Origin of the sequence: Nocardia sp. CDC153 (genome assembly GCF_035818515.1) — a bacterium.
Classification (GTDB): Bacteria; Actinomycetota; Actinomycetes; order Mycobacteriales; family Mycobacteriaceae; genus Nocardia.
In genome coordinates this window covers 43,951-61,851 of sequence record NZ_JAYKYU010000003.1, presented here as the reverse complement: position 1 = coordinate 61,851, position 17,901 = coordinate 43,951, and the positions used below count along the sequence as shown (strand labels likewise).

The window sequence follows — 17,901 nt, the reverse complement described above, 5'->3', positions numbered from 1 at the left end:
CAGAGTTCCCCGGGCCGTCGAATCGGAAACCCCATGTCGAGGGGGCGGTGACTCGGGGTTGTCGGCGGGGGCTGGTTGGATGGGCGGATGCTGCACGGACTGTGGTCGCCGGGGTCCGGGTTGGTGCTTTGGCACGACCCGGACGATGCCGTCGCGGCCATCGACGCGCTGAGCGTGCCGGACCCGCTGGGGGCGATCGTGCAGGCCGCGAAATGGCGGCACAAGGCGCAGGTCCTGGTGAACGGCCCGTATGGGCCGGAGAAGACGCAGCTCAGGGCGCATGCGCTGGCCCCGGAAATGGCGGCCCGGGTGCTACTGCAGGACCTTCCGGCCCCCGGGGTCGCCGGGGATCTGCGTTTTCTCGGGCACGTGGCGCGCGGGGTCGAACGCTGGGTGCGGGCCGGTCGGATCGTGCCGGAGGTGTGGCGCGATGACGGGCAGTGGTGGGTGCGGTGGCGGCTGCTGGGCGGGCAGCGGCAGCGGGCGTGGCTGGCGGAATTGGCGGTGGCCATGCCGGCCGCCCTGCAGGTGGCCGGGCGGCCGGGGGAACTGCTCGAGAATCTGATCGCCGAATTGGCCGATCCCATCGCCCGCATGCGCATTCCCGCGCAGACGGGCGCGGAGTCCGCGCCGCATCCCTTGCTGACCGCGCTGCTGGAGGCCGCGCCGCTCGAGACCGGATCGCATCGGGTGGCATCGGTACTCGACGATTGGCGCACCAGTCTCACCGCGGACGAGCCGGAATTGGTGCTGCGGCTGCTCGAACCCGACGGGGAGGAGTCGGGCGAACTGTGGCGGCTCGAGGTGTGCCTGCGCGCGGAAGGTGAAGCGCCGCAACCGGTTCTGCTGCCGGGGGACCCGGTTCTGATGCGGATCGCGGGGGAGAAGTTGACCGCGGCCAAGCAGGCGTATCCGCGACTGCGGGACCTGCCCGGCGATGTGCGCAGCATGGATCTGTTCCTGCCCACCGAGGTGGTGATGGATCTGGTGGCGCACGGCGCGGGCGCGCTGCAATCGGCCGGGGTGCGGCTCATGCTGCCGCGGGCCTGGCGGATCGCCGCACCGGCCATGAAGCTGAAGGTGCAGAGCCCCGCGGCCACCGAAACCGCGGTGGGGCTCAAGGGATTGGTGTCCTTCCGGTGGGAGTTGGCGCTCGGCGATGTGGTGTTGACGCCCGCGGAGATGTCGCGGCTGGTGGATGCGAAATCGGATCTGGTGAAGCTGCGCGGCGAGTGGGTGCAGGCCGATCACCGCATGCTGGCGGCCGCGGCCGACTACGTGTCGGGCCGCACCGATGAGACCGAGACCACGATCGGCGGCCTGTTCGCGGAGCTGTCCGCGCATCCGGTGACCGGGGTGCCGCTCGAGGAGATCAGCGCGACCGGTTGGGCCGCAGAGCTTTTCGACGGTGAGCGGCAGGCAGAGCCGGTGCCCGACCCGGTCGGGTTGAAGGCGCAGCTGCGTCCGTATCAGCAGCGCGGGCTGTCCTGGCTGGCGACCATGAGCCGGCTGGGCTGCGGCGCGATCCTGGCCGACGACATGGGTCTGGGCAAGACGGTGCAGGTGCTGGCGCTGCTGGTGCACGAACGCGAAAGCGCCGCCGCCGCGGACGAATCCGTGGGGCCGACCCTGCTGGTGTGCCCGATGTCGGTGGTCGGCAACTGGCAGCGCGAGGCTCAGCGCTTCGCCCCCGATCTACGTGTGCTGGTGCATCACGGGGCCAATCGCCGATCGGGCGCGGCCCTGGACGCGGCGGTGGCGGATGCGGATCTGGTGATCACCACCTACGCCCTGCTGGCCCGCGATGTCGAGGAGCTGAAGCGTCAGCCGTGGCAGCGGGTGGCGCTCGACGAAGCGCAGCACGTCAAGAACGCGGGCACCCGGCAGGCGCGCGCGGCCCGGCTGATTCCGGCGCGACATCGCCTGGCGCTCACCGGAACTCCGGTGGAGAACCGGCTCGAGGAATTGCGTTCGATCCTGGATTTCGCCAATCCCAAGCTGTTGGGGAAGGCCTCGGAGTTCCACGCGCGTTTCGCGGTGCCGATCGAGCGCGAACACGACGAGAACGCCGTGACTCGGCTGCGTGCCATCACCTCACCGTTCGTGCTGCGCCGGGTGAAGACCGATCCGGCCGTCATCTCCGATCTCCCGGAGAAGATCGAGATGACGGTGCGGGCCAATCTCACCGTGGAGCAGGCCGCGCTGTATCAGGCCGTGCTGGACGATATGTCGGCCAAGCTGAAGGCCGCAAAGGGCATGGAGCGCAAGGGCGCGGTCTTGGCCGCGCTGACCCGGCTCAAGCAGGTGTGCAACCATCCCGCGCACTTCCTCAATGACGGCTCCGCCGTCCTGCGGCGCGGCCACCACCGCTCCGGCAAGCTGGGGCTGGTGGAGGACATTCTCGAGTCGGTCATCGCCGACGGTGAGCGCGCCCTGCTCTTCACCCAGTTCGCCGAATTCGGAAACCTGTTGGCCCCGTATCTGTCCGAGCGTTTCGGCACCGAGGTGCCGTTCCTGCACGGCGGGGTCACCAAACAGCGCCGCGACGACATGGTCACCCGCTTCCAGGAGGACTCGGACGGCCCTCCGTTGATGCTGTTGTCGCTCAAGGCCGGTGGCACCGGACTCAATCTGACCGCCGCCAATCACGTTGTGCACCTGGATCGCTGGTGGAATCCGGCGGTCGAGAACCAGGCCACCGACCGCGCCTTCCGCATCGGTCAGCGCCGCGACGTCCAGGTCCGCAAGCTGGTCTGCGTCGACACCATCGAGGAGCGCGTGGACGACATGCTGAAGGGCAAGAGCCAACTCGCCGATCTCACCGTCGGCACCGGCGAGCACTGGATCACCGAGCTCGGCGACGAGGAACTGCGCGAACTGTTCGCCCTGGGCGCGGAGGCGGTGGGCGAATGAACACCTACATCGATTTCGGTGAGTTCGGTGAGCGCCGCCCGGTGCGCGGCGGGGTGCAGCCGCGCAGTCGCCGCGGGACGGCCTTCGCCAAAACCTGGTGGGGCCGGGCGTTTCTGGAGGCCGTGGAGCAGGTGGCCGATCAGGGTCGGCTCGCCCGCGGCCGCTCCTACGCACGCACCGGGCAGGTGGTGAACTACCGGCTGGAGCCGGGGCTGGTCAGCGCGGAAGTGCAGGGCAGCCAGCCGCGCCCGTTCATCTCGGTGCTCACCATGCGGCAGCTGCGTGACGATCGGCTGACCGAACTCGTGGACCTGGTCCGTTCCACCCCGGGCACACTGGGCGAGATCGCCGCGGGCACCCTGCCCAAGGCGCTCGGTCCGCTGCTGCTGCCCACCACCGCGTCGGAACTCGACTTCTCCTGCAACTGCCCCGATTCCGGCTGGCCCTGCAAGCATGTGGCCGCCGTCTGCTACGTGATCGCCGAACGTCTCGACGAGCGCCCCACCGAGCTGCTCACCCTGCGCGGCGTCGATCTCGACGACCTGATCGGCAGTGTCCAACGCCAGACTGCCGCAATGGAATCCGCGGATCCCTACGGCAACGACATCGCCCTCCCGGCCCTGCCGAAGCCCGAATTCCGGCCAGCGCCGGACGATCTCGACGCCGTCCTGCTCCGCCAGGCCCTGCGCATGACCGCCGAGGACGAGCAGCAGGTCGCCGCGGGCCTGCGCCAACTGCGTGCCCTCTACCGCTCCCTCGACGCCTGACCTACGCGGTCGCGGTGCGTTCGGCCGGTCGTTCGGTCGAGCCGTGCTGTTCCAGTGCGGAAAAGGCGTAGTCGTTCAGGTCGAAATGGGCTGCGCGCCACGCTGCTTCGGGGGTGCTCATGGCGCGCAACGGGACATCGCCGTTCTTGTCGAAGTAATAGCTGTTGGCGAGGGCGCAGCTGTCCTGCCAGAACACCTGGGTGCCACGGCGGGACAGCATTTCGTCGAAGTAGCGCTCATTCGCCTCGGGGGTGACCTCGATGCGGGTGGCGGCCCGGCGGCGGGCCTGACGCAGCAGGCGCAGGATGTGGGTGGTCTGCATTTCAATGAGCGTGAAATAGGACGCGCCGTTGTAGCCGTAGGGGCCGATGATGGTGAAGAAGTTGGGGAAGCCGGGGACGCTGACGCCCTCGTAGGCCTGGAGGCGGTTGCTGTCCCACCAGTCCTCGAGGCGGAGGCCGCCGCTGCCGTGCAGGTCGAAGGTGGGCATATTGCCCGACTCCATGACCTTGAACCCGGTCGCCATGATGAGCACGTCGACTTGGTGGTGACGGCCGGTGGTGCGCAGTCCGCTGGCGGTGATCTCGGTAATGGGATCGGTTTCGAGCGTGACGTTCTCGCGGTTGAAGGTCTTCAGATAGTCGTTGGAGAACGAGGGCCGCTTGCAGCCGAGGGCGTACTTCGGTGTGAGCTTCTCGCGCACCACCGGGTCCTTCACCTGTTCGCGCAGATGGGCCAGGCCCGAGCGCTCGCCGAGCTTCACCACGGGCAGCACCTTGTAGTAGTGCGCCGAGAGCGGGAAGGTGATCTCCACGAACGCCTGGCTCAACCACCGGGTGAGGAATTGCCCGCCCGGCAGCCGCATGAGGGTGCGCACCGCGGGCGGCATGGGCGCGTCCGGCCGGGGCAGGCACCAGATCGGGGTGCGTTGGAACACGGTGAGTTCCGCGACCTCCTTGGCGATCTCGGGAATGATCTGGATCGCGGACGCACCGGTGCCGATGATGCCGACTCGCTTGCCCCGCAGGTCGATGCCATGGTCCCAGCGCGCGGTGTGCATGGTGATGCCCCGGAACCGTTCCGCGCCAGGGATATCCGGCAGCTTGGGGCGAGTCAGGACACCGGTCGCGCCGATGAGGTACCGGCAGGTGATCTCGTCTCCGTCCGAGGTCCGCACCCGCCACAGGTGGAGGGCGTCGTCGAAGTCCGCGCGGGAGATATTGGTGCCGAACCGGATTCGCGGTCGCAGCCCGTACTTCTTCACGCAGTGCTCGGCGTACGCCTTCAGCTCCCGGCCGGGTGCGTACACCCGCGACCAGGACCGCTGCTTCTCGAACGAATACTGGTAGCTGAACGACGGAATGTCCACGGCGATACCGGGATAGGTGTTCCAATGCCAGGTCCCGCCCACCCCGTCGGCCTCGTCGATCATGAGGAAGTCGTCGAATCCCGCCTTGCGCAGGGCGATGGCCGTCCCGATCCCCGAGAACCCCGCGCCCACAATGACGATCTCATGGTCAACCACAGTGCTGGTCACAGCGTGTCCTCCGCGTAGATGATGCAGTCCACCCGATGCTCGATCCCGTCCACGGTGCGAATCCCGAGCGGCGCGAGCCGGGCGATGGGCCAGGAGACGAGCGTGCAGTTGTCCCGCTCGAGGGCCCGGTAATAGCGACCGTGCACCCGCACCGCGGCCGCCCGATCCGGCGTCAACTGCCGCCGCTGCCACGAATCGCCCACCTGTAGGCGAAGATTCACCGCCGCCACCAGCCGCAGGACCTCCTCGCCCACCCGCCGCAGCACCTGTCCGCCAACCCCCTCCGTCATTCCGGCATGCTTTTGGCCGGGATCCACACCGGCCGCACTGTCACCGATCGGGGTGGATTCCGGCCAAAAGCGCGCCGGAATGACGGGGAGGACGGGCGCTTTGGGCAACTGGCGCAACAGCGTTCGAGCGCCAGGTAGCGGTGGGGTGGGCAGGATCCAGATCGGGTCGTGCTGGAAGACGGTCACGCGCCGGGCCTGATCGACGACCGGCGGCACCACCCTGGCCAGGGCGGTGCCGCCGCCGATGACGGCGACATGGAGGCGGTCGAGTTCGTGCTGGTCGCGCCAGTGGGCGCAGTGCACGATGGGTCCGGTGTAGGTTTCGCGGCTTCTCCGGGAGTCGTCCCGGCGCTGCGGGGCGCTCATTTCGCCACCGGCTCGTAGGTCAGCGCCTTGGACCACGACGGGGTGCGACGCAGGACGCGGGTGGGGAAGTGGTCGATGGCCTTGTTGAGCGCGTCGTTGATGCCCTGCACCGGCTGCCAGCGGTTGATGGCGGCCATGCCGTGCAGCCGGACCACGTGATACAGCGGCACGCGCTTGATGTCCGGGCTGCGCTCACCGGCCTTCTCGTAGCGCCGCACGGCATTCCAGAGCTTCTCCTCGTCCAGCCCCATGGCCATGATGTTGGTGGACATGCGCGACAGCAGCGGTGTGTAGAGCACCGCGCCCAGCAGGAAGGTGGGCCGCAGCGCATACCCCGCCGTCTCGATGGCGATGCGCCGCATCGGCCCGGCCCCGAGCTGTTCGAGCACCTGGAATCCGACCGCCAGATGCCGGGACTCGTCGCTGTTGATGTGTCGGAACACCTCGTGGCACAGCGGATCTCGCACCTCGTCGAGCAGGAACTTGACCAGCGCGCCGTCCAGTGCGCACTCCAGCGACGGGATCACCGTGCCCAGCACCGGCAGCGTCAGCCCGTCCCCGTAGCGGTCCAGCCATTGGATGACGAGCCGAATGTTCTTGTTGGGCACCGGCATCGCGTCCCCGTCGAGCATGCCCCAGCGTCGCATCAGGGCCAGTTCGGCATTGGCGTGCTTCTGCTCCTCGGCGTGGAAGTACCGGTAGATCTCCTTGAGCGGCCCGTCCGGCGCGCGCAGCGTGAGCGCGGCGAATCCGCGCGCACCCACGTGTTCGATCCACACCAGATCGGCCATGAACCGGGCCAACGTGGGGCGCTGTTCGTCGGTGATGAGCTCGGCTCCCGGTGCGTCCCAGTCGATATCGGCCAGCGCCCACTGTCGATCCTGGATGACGGTGAGCATGTCGGAATACGCGAACGCCATTGTTCAACTCCTTGCTGTGGAACTACCGCACCAGCCGCTCCAGCAGTCCGGCGGCGCGGGTGTAGGTATCGGGCAGTAGTCGCTTGGACTGCCAGATGGCCTTGGCCTCGATCTGCGGGACCACGTAGAACTGGCCCCGATCCACGGCGTCGAGGGTGGTGCGGGCGATCGACGCGGGCGGGCGGCCGGTCCAGCGAATGAGGCGGTCGCCCCAGCGCTGCACGTTCTCGTCGCCGATCGTGACGCCTTCCAGAATGTTGGTGCGAACGCCCGTGGGGCACAGCACGGTGACGGTGACGTCGGTGCCGGACAACTCCGCGGCGAGGGTCTCCGACAGCGCCAGCACCCCGGCCTTGCTCACGTTGTAGGCGGCCATGCGCGGCGCGGAGCCGAAGGCGGCGGCGGAGGCGACATTCACGATCGAGCCGTGCCCGGCCTCGCGCAGGCGGGGCGTGAAGACGTGGCAGCCGTGGATGACGCCCCACAGATTCACGTCGAGCACCTGATGCCATTCGGCGGGCGGGGTTTCGCCGATGAGGGTGCCGCCGCGGCCGATGCCCGCATTGTTGACCACCAGGTCCGGGCTCTTGCCGAACCACTCCTCGGCCGTGTGGGCGAGGGTGGTCACCTGGGCCAGGCTGCTCACATCGCAGACGGTGTCGAAGGCCTTTCCCCCTGCGGCGGCGACCAATTCGACGGTGGCGCGGGCCCGGTCCGGATCGATGTCGGAGCAGACGACCCGGCCGCCGCGCCGTCCGATCTCGACGGCGAAGGCCTGGCCGATGCCGCTGCCCGCGCCGGTCACCACCGCGTCCGCCTGCCGCGTGCGTCGGGACCCGCCGAAGGGATTGAGTCGCATGGGAACTCCCGGGAAGTGCCGTCCGGTCGGGCAATTGGTGGCGTATGCCACCACTGGCCGCACCTGCCACCAATTAGGCTCCCGGTGCGCTACTTTGTCAACTATGGACAGGTCCGCACCGGCGGCCGCACGCGCTTCGGCAAGGGCGGCAACGGAGTTACCCGCACAGGACGCGCACCCCCGGCGCGGCGGCACGTGGGGCGGGCGCACGCAGGAGGAACGCCGCGCCGAGCGACGTGCGCGGCTGATCGCGGCGGGCTTGGACATCTGGCTCGAAAACGGCTGGGCCGCCGTTACCATGCGCGGTGTGTGCACCCGCGCCGGCCTCAACGACCGCTACTTCTACGAGCATTTCGCCGATCGCGACGACCTGTTGGGCGCGGTCTGGGACGAGGTCGGTTTCCAAGTGCTGGCCGAGCTCTCGGCGGTGGTGGCGGAGAACCTCCAGCATCCGGCGCTGGGCATCCTGCACCTGGCCATCGCCCGCGCGGTCGCCCTCCAGTCGGAGGGCCCGGCCCGCATCCTGTTCGGCGATCACGCGGGCAGTCGGGTCCTCGAGGAGCGCCGCACCGAATTGCTCACCGAATCCACCGATCTCCTGATCGCCACCGCCCGCCCCTACCTGCGCCCCGGCGTCGACGAATCCGATCTGCGCATGGGCGTCCTCATGGGCATAGGCGGCTTCATAGAGCTCCTCACCGCCTGGCGCACCGGCACCATCACCGCCGACGCCGACCGCATCATCGACCACGTGAGCCGCACCGCCGACCTGCTCGGCACGCAATACCTCGCGCTGCCGGACTGAGCGCGTTACTTCAGCGCCCAGACCATGGATTCGGGTCCGGCGAGGTGTTCGGTTTGGGGGTCGTGGAAACCCGCTTCGGCGAGCCAGGTTCGGAGGTCGGCGGCGGTGTAGTCGAAGCCGCCCGGGGTTTCGATGAGCATATTGAGGCTCATGAGCAGGCCCTGCAGGTTGGTGCGGCGGTCATCGTCGATGAGGGACTCGTAGACCAGGAGCGCGCCGCCTTCGGGCAGGGCCGCGTACGCCTTGGCCAGCAGCATCTTCTTGGTGGGCAGGTCCCAGTCGTGCAGGATGTGGCCCATGACGAGGACGTCGGCCTCGGGCAGGTCGTCGGTGCGGAAGTCGCCGGGTTCGAAGACGACCCGATCCGCCACCGGCTCACTGTATTCGGTGAAAATGGGCGCCACCGGCGGCAGGTCGTAGCCGATGCCGTGCAGGTGTGGATTGGTCTCGAGCACGGTCCGCAACAGCGCGCCCTGCGCGGTGCCGATATCGGCCACCGTCTTCCACCGATGCCAGGGGAACACCTCGGCGATGGCGTGCGCGCTGGGGAGTGACAACCCGGTCATCGCGCGCTGAAAGTCGTAGAGCCGCTGCGGATCTCGGTACAGCGCGGTGAAGAAGTCGCCCCCGTTCTTGGCCTCGTTCTGCGGCAGCCCGGTGCGCAGGCCCTCGGTGAGCCCGCCCCAGAACGGATACAGCCGCGCGGCCGCCATCTCCAGGAATCCGCCGATGTACTCGCTGCCGGTGCTGTCCAGGTAGGTGGCGGTGTCGGCGGTATTGGCGTAGCGGTCGTCGGTGCGGCGCAGCATGTCCATGGCCACCAGGGCGTCGAAGAAGTCGCGCGCCGCGCGCGGGTGCAGGCCGAGTTCGCGCTGCAATTGCTCGGCGGTCAGCTGCCGATGCCCGAGCACCGTGAACACCCCGAGCTCGACGGCGCTGAGCAAGGTCCGGGACTCCCAGAAACCCATTCCGATCCGCAGGATCCGCTCCATGGCGCATCACGATAGCCACAGCGACGCTCCGGCAACGGCAAATCGGCCGGGCCGGGAGCGCCGGGTCGCGGGAGCCGGAATTCCGCTCGGGTCCCGGCGGGCGGGAATCAGAGCTCGTCGATCCGGTACACCCGCTCGGCATTGCTGCGGAACACCTGCTCGATGGCCTTGTCGTCGGCCCCGTGTTCGGCCAGCGCGGTGGCCACCGCCTCCGCCGCGTCCGGAATGCTCGTAATCGACTTGTCCACGGGGAAATTCGAGCCCCAGATCAGCCGGTCCGCGCCGAACACGTCCAGCGCGTGCGCGAGCAGCGGCGAAATCCGTTCCAGCAGTGTCGGAACCGGTGTCGGCTCGCCCCGCTTGGGCACCGGATGTCCGAGGATCGGCATCATCAGCCCGCTCACCTTGGACACCACATTGGCGTGCGCGGCCAAGGCGCTCAGATCATCGCGCCAGCGCACGAACAGTTCGCGCCGCTGCCCCGGGTTCTGGCCGGTATTGCGGCCGACCGGCCCGAAAATGCCCGCGGGCGTACCGAGATGGTTGAGCACGATGGTGGTGTCGGGGTATCGCTCGGCCAGCGCCGTCACCTGCGGCAGCTGTCCGGAATACACCCACGCCTCGAATCCGAGCCCGCGATCGGCCAGCGCCGCGAACCCGTCCAGGAACGCCTTCGAGCCGAGTTTGTCCGGTTCCTTGCAGGTCGCGCGCACGCCGTCGTCCGGGTGGTGCTCCACGCGGGTACGGATGCCCCGGAACCGCGGCGAGGCGGCCCGATGCGCTTCGAGCAGTTCGGCGAATTCGGGTTCGGTGGGATCGCCCGCACCGATGATCGCCCCCAGCGCCGGTGTGTCCACCCCGAACGGCAGGCTCGCCACCCACTGCGTCTCATTGGCCGGGGCGAGCGGGCCCTTGCCGTTCCACTCCACCTCGATGTGCACGATCACCTCGACCGGCACCTCCCCGGCGTCCGCGTGATAGTCGCGCGGCAGGTAAGGGTGCACGAAAGGCGTTGGATCCCCGACGAATTCGCGTTCCCGCCGGGGCGCCAGCCGTTTGGCCAGATCCATCGGCACCGGCACGTACCGGAAGAGTCTGGCCAGTCCGCTGAACTCCCGCGGCGTGGTCAATGGATCCCACTGGTGAATGTGCGCGTCCACAACGGTCATGCCCGCGAGGTCCATGAGGGTGCCTTCCGTCTGGGTCAGCCTCCTCCGGATTGTTCCACGCCCATCGGTCCACGGCCATGAAATCGGACCTGCCGCGCCCGGCGCACCCGCTCAGACATTCCTCCGATACTGCCCGCCCACGGTGAAGAAGGTGTCGGTGATCTGCTGCAGCGTGCACACCCGCGCCGCGTCCATCAGCACCTCGAAGACATTGTCGTCACCGGCGGCGGCCGCGGCCAGCCGGGCCAGGGCGGCGGGCGCCTCGTCGCGATGCCGGTCGGTGAACTCGCGAACCCGTTGCAGCTGAGACTGTTTCTCCGCCTCGGTGCCCCGCGCCAACTCCAGCACCCGATGCTCCTCCTCGTGCGGATTGCGGAAGGTGTTGACGCCGATGATCGGCAGGCTGCCCTCGTGCTTGCGGCGTTCGTAGAGCATGGACTCGTCCTGGATCCGCCCGCGCTGATAGCCGGTCTCCATCGCGCCCAGCACGCCGCCGCGCTCGCTGATGCGCTCGAACTCCCGCAGCACCGCCTCCTCCACCAGGTCGGTGAGCTCGTCGATGATGAAGCTGCCCTGCAGCGGATTCTCGTTCATCGCCAATCCCCACTCGCGATTGATGATGAGCTGAATCGCCAGCGCCCGCCGCACCGATTCCTCGGTGGGCGTGGTGACCGCCTCGTCGTAGGCATTGGTGTGCAGACTGTTGCAGTTGTCGTAGACCGCGATGAGCGCCTGCAGCGTGGTGCGAATGTCGTTGAAGCTCATCTCCTGTGCGTGCAGCGACCGCCCGGAGGTCTGAATGTGGTACTTGAGCTTCTGGGACCGGTCGTTGGCCCCGTACTTGTCGCGCATGGCGATCGCCCAGATGCGCCGCGCCACCCGGCCGATGACCGAGTATTCGGCGTCCATGCCATTGGAGAAGAAGAACGACAGGTTGGGCGCGAAATCGTCGATGTGCATGCCGCGCGCCAGATACGCCTCCACATAGGTGAAGCCGTTGGCGAGGGTGAAGGCCAGCTGGCTGATGGGGTTCGCCCCGGCCTCGGCGATGTGATAGCCGGAGATGGAGACCGAGTAGAAGTTGCGAACGCTGTTGCGCACGAACCATTCCTGGATGTCGGCCATCATGCGCAGGCTGAATTCGGTGGAGAAGATGCAGGTGTTCTGGCCCTGATCCTCCTTGAGGATGTCGGCCTGCACGGTGCCGCGCACGGTGGCCAGGGTGCGGGCGCGCAGCTCGGCGGCTTCCTCCTGCGTCGGCTCGCGGCCCTGCTCGGCCGAAAACTGTTCCACCGCTTGATCGATGGCGGTATTGAGGAAGTAGGCGAGGATGGTCGGCGCGGGACCGTTGATGGTCATCGACACCGAGGTGGTCGGCGAGTCCAGGTCGAACCCGTCGTAGAGCGCCTTCATATCGTCGAGGGTGGCGATGGAGACACCGGAGGTGCCGACCTTGCCGTAGATGTCGGGCCGCTCCGCCGGATCGTGCCCGTACAGCGTCACCGAATCGAAGGCGGTCGAAAGCCGTTTGGCGTCGGCGTGTTCGGACAGCACCTTGAACCGCCGATTGGTCCGGAAGGCGTCGCCCTCACCGGCGAACATGCGCGCGGGATCCTCATTGTCCCGCTTGAACGGGAACACGCCCGCCGTGAACGGGAACCGCCCCGGCAGATTCTCCGACCGCAGGAACCGCAGCAGCTCACCGTGATCGGTGAAGCGGGGCAGCGCCACCCGGGGAATCGAACTGCCGGACAGCGTCTCCCGCCGCAGCGCGGTCCGCAACTCCCGGTCCCGAACCTTGACCACCTGCTCCTCGCCCCGATACGACTCGGCGACCGCGGGCCATTCCGCCAGCAGCGCAGCGTTTTCCGGCGTGAGATCGGCCCGCGCCTCCTCGAGCAGGGCAGCCACCTCCGTCGCAGCCCCATCCGTCATTCCGGCGTGCTTTTGGCCGGAATCCACCCCTGGATCCCGGCCAACAGCATGCCGGGATGACGAGGAAGAGGTGAGTTCGCCGAGCACCTGCTCCAATCGCTGCACACGCTGCGCCGCGACGACCTGCCGGGCCGTCTGCGCGTGGTAGTTCCGGACCGTTTCGGCGATCTCGGCCAGATACCGCACGCGGGCGGGCGGAATGATCTGCGCGAAGCGCGTCGAGGCCCGAGTCTCGACGCGGGGGAGTACGCCTTCCTGCAATGGCAGTCCCTGCTCGCCGAGCAGTCCGGCCAGGTGCTGGTAGAGCGCCGTCACGCCGTCATCGTTGAATGTTGCCGCGCTGGTGCCGAATACCGGCATGTCCTCGGGCGAGGCGTGGAAGTCCTCGCGGTTGCGCACCAGTTGCCTCGACACGTCGCGCAGCGCGTCCTCGGCGCCCCGCCGCTCGAACTTGTTGATTGCCACGACATCCGCGTAGTCCAGCATGTCGATCTTCTCGAGCTGGGAGGCCGCCCCGAACTCCGGCGTCATCACATACAGCGAGACGTCCACGTGTTCGGCGATGGCGGCATCACCCTGCCCGATGCCGGGAGTCTCCAATACGACCAGGTCGAATCCCGCTGCCTTGCAGGCGATCACCATGGTGTCGATATCGTGCGGCAGTTCCCGCTCGCCCCGGGTGGCCAGCGACCGGAAGTAGACCCGCTCGCCGTCGAGGGCGTTCATGCGAATGCGGTCGCCGAGCAGCGCGCCGCCGCCGCGCCGCCGCGTCGGATCCACCGCCAGCACCGCCACCCGCAGCTTGTCCTGCTGATCGGTGCGCAGCCGCCGAATGAGTTCGTCTGTCAGAGAGGACTTTCCGGAGCCGCCGGTACCCGTGATGCCCAGCACGGGCACGTGCCGAGCCCCCGCCGCGGCGATCAGCGCGGCTCGATCCGCCTCGGGCAGCGTCCCCTGCTGCAGGCAGGTCAAGGTCCGCGCCAGTGCCGCCCGATCCCCGCTGAGCACGGCCTCCACGGGCGCGGGAGTCAGCGAAAGGTCCACGTCGCACGCCGAAATCAGCTGATTGATCATCCCCGGCAGGCCGAGCCGCTGCCCGTCCTCCGGCGAGAAGATCGTCACGCCCGACTCCGCGAGCCGCGCGATCTCCTCGGGAATGATGACCCCGCCACCGCCGCCGAAGATCTTCACGTGCTCGGCACCGGCCTCCTTCAGTGCCTTGGCCAGGTACTCGAAGTACTCGATGTGCCCGCCCTGATACGAGCTCACCGCGACACCCTGCACATCCTCGGTGACCGCCGCGTCCACGACCTCGCGCACGGCCCGGTTATGCCCTAGGTGAATCACCTCGGCCCCCTGGGCCTGCAGGATTCTGCGCATGATGTTGATGGCCGCGTCATGGCCGTCGAACAGCGCCGCTGCGGTCACGAACCGCACTGGATTGACCGGGACATGCAAGTCGGGCATGTGTTGCCTCCGCGCGGAGAGCCTGTAGTTGCTGTGAATTATCACACAGCCAATACTTGGATGTCCAACTATAGGATCGCCACGGAACGCGCAATCGGCGCGCAAGCTTCGCAAGCATCGAGACAGGCTGTAAAAGTCGTGGAAGGACCAGGCATGGTTCGCGAACTCACCCACTTCGTCGGCGGGAAGCACGTCCCGGGAACTTCGGGCAACTTCGGCGATGTGTTCAACCCCAGCATCGGGCAGGTGCAGGCGAAGGTGCCGCTGGCGAGCAAGAGTGAGGTCGAGGCGGTCATCGCCAATGCCGCCGCGGCGCAGCCCGCGTGGGCCGCGACGAACCCGCAGCGGCGGGCTCGGGTGCTGATGAAGTTCCTGACGCTGGTGCAGGACGAGATGGATTCGCTGGCGGCCCTGCTGTCCAGCGAGCACGGCAAGACCATCGCCGACGCCAAGGGCGATATCCAGCGCGGCCTCGAGGTGATCGAATTCGCCTGCGGCATCCCGCATCTGCTCAAGGGCGAGTACACCGAGAGCGCGGGCACCGGCATCGACGTCTACTCCATGCGGCAGCCGCTGGGCGTGGTCGCGGGCATCACCCCGTTCAACTTCCCGGCCATGATCCCGCTGTGGAAGGCCGGTCCGGCGCTGGCCTGCGGAAATGCCTTCGTGCTCAAGCCCTCCGAGCGTGACCCCTCGGTGCCGCTGCGCCTGGCCGAGCTGTTCCTCGAGGCCGGACTGCCCGCGGGCATCTTCAATGTCGTCAATGGCGACAAGGAGGCCGTGGACACGCTGCTGCGCGACGAGCGCATCAAGGCCGTCGGCTTCGTGGGGTCCACCCCGATCGCGCAGTACATCTACGAGACCGCGTCCGCGAACGGTAAGCGCGCGCAGTGCTTCGGTGGGGCCAAGAACCACGCCATCGTCATGCCCGATGCCGATCTCGACGATGTGGCCGACCAGCTGATCGGCGCGGGCTACGGTTCCGCGGGTGAGCGCTGCATGGCCATCTCGGTGGCGGTGCCGGTGGGCGAGGAGACCGCGGATCGCCTGCGCGCCAAGCTCGTCGAGCGCATCAACAAGCTCAATGTCGGCGTCTCCGACGACCCGGGCGCGGACTTCGGGCCGCTGGTCGGACGCGACGGTGTGGACCGGGTGAACAACTACGTGCAGATCGGCGTCGACGAGGGCGCGGAGCTGGTCATCGACGGCCGCGGCCTGGTCGTGGAAGGCGGCGAGGACGGATTCTTCGCGGGCGCAACGCTGTTCGACCGCGTCACCTCGGACATGCGGATCTACAAGGAAGAGATCTTCGGCCCGGTGCTGTCCATCGTGCGCGCCAAGGACTTCGAAGAAGGCCTGCGCCTGGCCAACGAGCACGAATACGGCAATGGCGTCGCCATCTTCACCCGTGACGGCGATACGGCCCGCGACTTCGCGGCCCGCGTGCAGGTCGGCATGGTCGGCATCAATGTGCCGATCCCGGTGCCGATCGCCTACCACACCTTCGGCGGCTGGAAGCGGTCCGGCTTCGGCGATCTCAACCAGCACGGCCCGGACTCGATCCGCTTCTACACCAAGACCAAGACGGTGACGCAGCGTTGGCCCGCGGGACTCAAGGAGTCCAATGCCTTCGTCATCCCGACCATGGACTGACGCTGATGTTCGTACTGGACGAGGACGAGAAGGCGATCGTCGAGACCGCCCGCTCCTTCGCCGACGAGCTGCTCGCGCCCAATGCCCTGGAATGGGATGAGCGCAAGCACTTCCCGGTGGATGTGCTGCGCAAGGCGGGCTCGCTCGGCCTGGGCGGCATCTACGTGCGCGAGGACGTGGGCGGGTCGGAGCTGCGGCGGCTGGACGCCGTGCGCATCTTCGAGCAGCTGGCCACCGGCTGCCCGGCCGTGGCCGCCTACATCTCCATCCACAATATGGCCACGTGGATGATCGACACGTATGGCGATGAGAAGCAACGCAATCGGTGGCTGCCGGGGCTGACGTCCATGGACCTGCTGGCCTCCTACGCGCTGACCGAACCGGGTGTCGGTTCCGACGCGGCGGCCTTGAGCACCAAGGCCGTTCGCGACGGCGACGACTACCTGCTCAGCGGCGTCAAGCAATTCATCTCCGGCGCGGGCAGCAGCGATGTGTACGTGATCATGGCGCGCACCGGAAACGAAGGGGCGCGCGGCATCTCGGCGTTCATCGTCCCGGCCGATACCCCGGGACTGTCGTTCGGGGCCAATGAGCGCAAGATGGGCTGGAACGCGCAGCCCACCCGCCAGGTCATCCTCGACAATGCCCGGGTGCCCGCCGCCAACCTGCTGGGTGCGGAGGGCAATGGTTTCCGGATCGCCATGAACGGGCTCAATGGCGGGCGACTCAATATCGCCGCCTGCTCGATGGGCGGGGCGCAGGCCGCGCTGGATCAGACCGTGGCCTATATGGCGCAGCGCAAGGCCTTCGGCTCGCGGCTGCTGGACAATACCGCCCTGCAATTCGAGCTGGCCGATATGCGGACCTCCCTCGAGGCCGCCCGCACCCTGCTGTGGCGCGCCGCCGCGGCCCTGGACGCCGACGCCCCCGACAAGGTGGAGCTGTGCGCCATGGCCAAGCGGTTCGCCACCGACGCCGGGTTCGAGGTGGCCAACAAGGCCCTGCAATTGCACGGTGGCTACGGTTACCTGGCCGAATATGGCATCGAGAAGATCGTTCGCGACCTGCGGGTGCATCAGATTCTCGAGGGGACGAACGAAATCATGCGGGTGGTCGTCGCCCGCTCGGTGGTAGGAGCAGCATGAGCGCGGAGACATCGAAAAGCGCCGAGGTGTTGATCGAGAAGCGGGACGGGCTCGGCCTGATCACGCTGAACCGGCCGCGGGCCATCAACGCGCTCAACCATCCGATGGCGCTGACCATTCTGGACGCGCTGCGGGCCTGGGCCGACGACGACGAGGTGCGCGCCGTGGTGCTCACCGGCGCGGGCGAGCGCGGACTGTGCGCGGGCGGCGATATCGTCTCGATCCACAATGACGCCAAGAACGCCGTGGCCCAGGGTGATTCGCCGCGGGTCTCGGCGGATTCGCCGAGCGGGAAGTTCTGGCGCGACGAGTACATTCTCAACGCCCTGATCAAGCGGTACCCGAAGCCCTACGTGGCCATCATGGACGGCATCGTCATGGGTGGCGGCGTGGGCCTGTCCGGGCACGCCTCGCACCGCATCGTGACCGAGCGGTCCATGGTCGGCATGCCCGAGACCGGAATCGGCTTCATCCCGGATGTGGGCGGCACCTGGCTGCTCGCGCACGCGCCCGGCGAGATCGGCACGCATGTCGCGCTGACCACCGCGCGCATGTCCGCCGGGGATGCCATCGCGGCCGGATTCGCCGACTACTTCGTGCCCTCCGAACACCTGCCGGCGCTGCTGGACGCGTTGCACGACAACGAGATCGACGTGGCCATCGCGAAATTCGCGCAGCCCGCGCCGGTTTCGGAGTTCGTGGCCCAGCAGGACTGGATCGACGCCTGCTACAGCGCCGACACCGTCGAGGAGATCGTGCACCGGCTCCAGATCGACGGTCGTGCCGAGGCCGCCAAGGCCGCGCAGGACGTGCTGTCGAAATCGCCGGTGGCACTGAAGGTCACGCTGCGCTCACTGCGCGAGGCGCGTCGGGCCCCGAGCCTCGAGGCCGCGCTGAATCAGGAGTACCGGGTCTCCGCCGCCTCCCTCAACACCCACGACCTGGTGGAAGGCATCCGCGCCCAGGTCATCGACAAGGACCGCAACCCGCGGTGGTCGCCCGCCACCCTGGCGGACGTCACCGACGCCGACGTCGACGCCTACTTCGGCGCGCTCGGCGATCGCGAACTGGGACTGTAAGGAC

General features: G+C 68.0%; 12 protein-coding genes and 1 pseudogene. 6 read left to right on the top strand and 7 right to left on the bottom strand.

From position 1 onward, the window contains the following. Positions 1 to 87: 87 nt before the first annotated feature. Together VMT65_RS17060 and VMT65_RS17055 are read left to right on the top strand one after the other, a co-directional pair. Positions 88 to 2,913 carry a DEAD/DEAH box helicase gene (locus tag VMT65_RS17060; RefSeq protein ID WP_326309258.1) on the top strand — a complete coding sequence of 942 codons (2,826 nt, stop codon included), beginning with the start codon at positions 88 to 90 and terminating at the stop codon, positions 2,911 to 2,913. Next, positions 2,910 to 3,680: an SWIM zinc finger family protein gene (locus VMT65_RS17055; RefSeq protein WP_326309257.1), complete on the top strand. Its 771-nt coding sequence runs from the start codon at positions 2,910 to 2,912 to the stop codon at positions 3,678 to 3,680. Before VMT65_RS17060 ends, VMT65_RS17055 begins: the two co-directional genes overlap by 4 nt. A 1-nt stretch (position 3,681) precedes the next feature. Here VMT65_RS17055 and VMT65_RS17050 read toward each other — a convergent pair whose 3' ends face one another. The 4 genes and pseudogenes from VMT65_RS17050 to VMT65_RS17035 all read right to left on the bottom strand — a co-directional run bounded on the left by VMT65_RS17050 (position 3,682) and on the right by VMT65_RS17035 (position 7,652). After that, a complete protein-coding gene (locus VMT65_RS17050) occupies positions 3,682 to 5,205 on the bottom strand; it encodes a flavin-containing monooxygenase (RefSeq protein ID WP_442790283.1) in 1,524 nt (507 codons plus the stop codon). Between the two features lie 23 nt (positions 5,206 to 5,228). After that, positions 5,229 to 5,444 (bottom strand): annotated as a pseudogene (locus tag VMT65_RS38465) (4-hydroxyacetophenone monooxygenase); the annotation flags it as partial. A gap of 425 nt (positions 5,445 to 5,869) precedes the next feature. Continuing rightward, positions 5,870 to 6,793: a ferritin-like domain-containing protein gene (locus tag VMT65_RS17040; RefSeq protein ID WP_326309254.1), complete on the bottom strand. Its 924-nt coding sequence runs from the start codon at positions 6,791 to 6,793 to the stop codon at positions 5,870 to 5,872. 22 nt (positions 6,794 to 6,815) lie between these two features. Next, a complete protein-coding gene (locus VMT65_RS17035) occupies positions 6,816 to 7,652 on the bottom strand; it encodes an SDR family NAD(P)-dependent oxidoreductase (RefSeq protein ID WP_326309253.1) in 837 nt (278 codons plus the stop codon). Between the two features lie 103 nt (positions 7,653 to 7,755). Here VMT65_RS17035 and VMT65_RS17030 point away from each other — a divergent pair, with 103 nt between their 5' ends. Then, complete coding sequence (locus VMT65_RS17030) at positions 7,756 to 8,457, top strand: TetR/AcrR family transcriptional regulator (RefSeq protein ID WP_326309252.1); 702 nt, start codon at positions 7,756 to 7,758, stop codon at positions 8,455 to 8,457. Positions 8,458 to 8,462: 5 nt separating this feature from the next. Here the strand turns inward: VMT65_RS17030 and VMT65_RS17025 are convergent, their stop codons facing one another. The 3 genes from VMT65_RS17025 to icmF all read right to left on the bottom strand — a co-directional run bounded on the left by VMT65_RS17025 (position 8,463) and on the right by icmF (position 14,020). Next, positions 8,463 to 9,449: a methyltransferase gene (locus tag VMT65_RS17025; protein ID WP_326309251.1), complete on the bottom strand. Its 987-nt coding sequence runs from the start codon at positions 9,447 to 9,449 to the stop codon at positions 8,463 to 8,465. A 107-nt stretch (positions 9,450 to 9,556) separates the two neighbouring features. Next, the gene (locus VMT65_RS17020) at positions 9,557 to 10,633 is read right to left on the bottom strand and encodes an amidohydrolase family protein (RefSeq protein WP_326309250.1); all 1,077 of its coding nucleotides are present in this window, start codon (positions 10,631 to 10,633) and stop codon (positions 9,557 to 9,559) included. A gap of 96 nt (positions 10,634 to 10,729) precedes the next feature. Further along, the gene (gene icmF, locus VMT65_RS17015; protein WP_326309249.1) at positions 10,730 to 14,020 is read right to left on the bottom strand and encodes a fused isobutyryl-CoA mutase/GTPase IcmF; all 3,291 of its coding nucleotides are present in this window, start codon (positions 14,018 to 14,020) and stop codon (positions 10,730 to 10,732) included. Between the two features lie 153 nt (positions 14,021 to 14,173). Between icmF and VMT65_RS17010 the strand changes: the two genes are divergently transcribed. From VMT65_RS17010 to VMT65_RS17000, 3 genes are read left to right on the top strand one after another with little or no spacing between them, the layout of a single operon-like run. Beyond that, positions 14,174 to 15,673, top strand: coding sequence for a CoA-acylating methylmalonate-semialdehyde dehydrogenase (locus VMT65_RS17010; RefSeq protein WP_326309248.1), 1,500 nt, complete (start codon positions 14,174 to 14,176; stop codon positions 15,671 to 15,673). Between the two features lie 5 nt (positions 15,674 to 15,678). Then, a complete protein-coding gene (locus tag VMT65_RS17005; RefSeq protein ID WP_326309247.1) occupies positions 15,679 to 16,818 on the top strand; it encodes an acyl-CoA dehydrogenase family protein in 1,140 nt (379 codons plus the stop codon). Continuing rightward, positions 16,815 to 17,897: an enoyl-CoA hydratase/isomerase family protein gene (locus VMT65_RS17000; RefSeq protein ID WP_326309246.1), complete on the top strand. Its 1,083-nt coding sequence runs from the start codon at positions 16,815 to 16,817 to the stop codon at positions 17,895 to 17,897. The genes VMT65_RS17005 and VMT65_RS17000 overlap by 4 nt, the downstream gene beginning before the upstream one ends. Positions 17,898 to 17,901: the final 4 nt, after the last annotated feature.

What these genes read in the sequence shown, in the direction of transcription:
- VMT65_RS17030 (WP_326309252.1), top strand. Translation starts at nt 7,756, where the DNA reads ATGGACAGGTCCGCACCGGCGGCCGCACGCGCTTCGGCAAGGGCGGCA.
- VMT65_RS17005 (WP_326309247.1), top strand. Translation starts at nt 15,679, where the DNA reads ATGTTCGTACTGGACGAGGACGAGAAGGCGATCGTCGAGACCGCCCGC.
- VMT65_RS17025 (WP_326309251.1), bottom strand. Translation starts at nt 9,449, where the DNA reads ATGGAGCGGATCCTGCGGATCGGAATGGGTTTCTGGGAGTCCCGGACC.
- VMT65_RS17060 (WP_326309258.1), top strand. Translation starts at nt 88, where the DNA reads ATGCTGCACGGACTGTGGTCGCCGGGGTCCGGGTTGGTGCTTTGGCAC.
- VMT65_RS17035 (WP_326309253.1), bottom strand. Translation starts at nt 7,652, where the DNA reads ATGCGACTCAATCCCTTCGGCGGGTCCCGACGCACGCGGCAGGCGGAC.
- icmF (WP_326309249.1), bottom strand. Translation starts at nt 14,020, where the DNA reads ATGCCCGACTTGCATGTCCCGGTCAATCCAGTGCGGTTCGTGACCGCA.
- VMT65_RS17055 (WP_326309257.1), top strand. Translation starts at nt 2,910, where the DNA reads ATGAACACCTACATCGATTTCGGTGAGTTCGGTGAGCGCCGCCCGGTG.
- VMT65_RS17040 (WP_326309254.1), bottom strand. Translation starts at nt 6,793, where the DNA reads ATGGCGTTCGCGTATTCCGACATGCTCACCGTCATCCAGGATCGACAG.
- VMT65_RS17020 (WP_326309250.1), bottom strand. Translation starts at nt 10,633, where the DNA reads ATGGACCTCGCGGGCATGACCGTTGTGGACGCGCACATTCACCAGTGG.
- VMT65_RS17000 (WP_326309246.1), top strand. Translation starts at nt 16,815, where the DNA reads ATGAGCGCGGAGACATCGAAAAGCGCCGAGGTGTTGATCGAGAAGCGG.
- VMT65_RS17010 (WP_326309248.1), top strand. Translation starts at nt 14,174, where the DNA reads ATGGTTCGCGAACTCACCCACTTCGTCGGCGGGAAGCACGTCCCGGGA.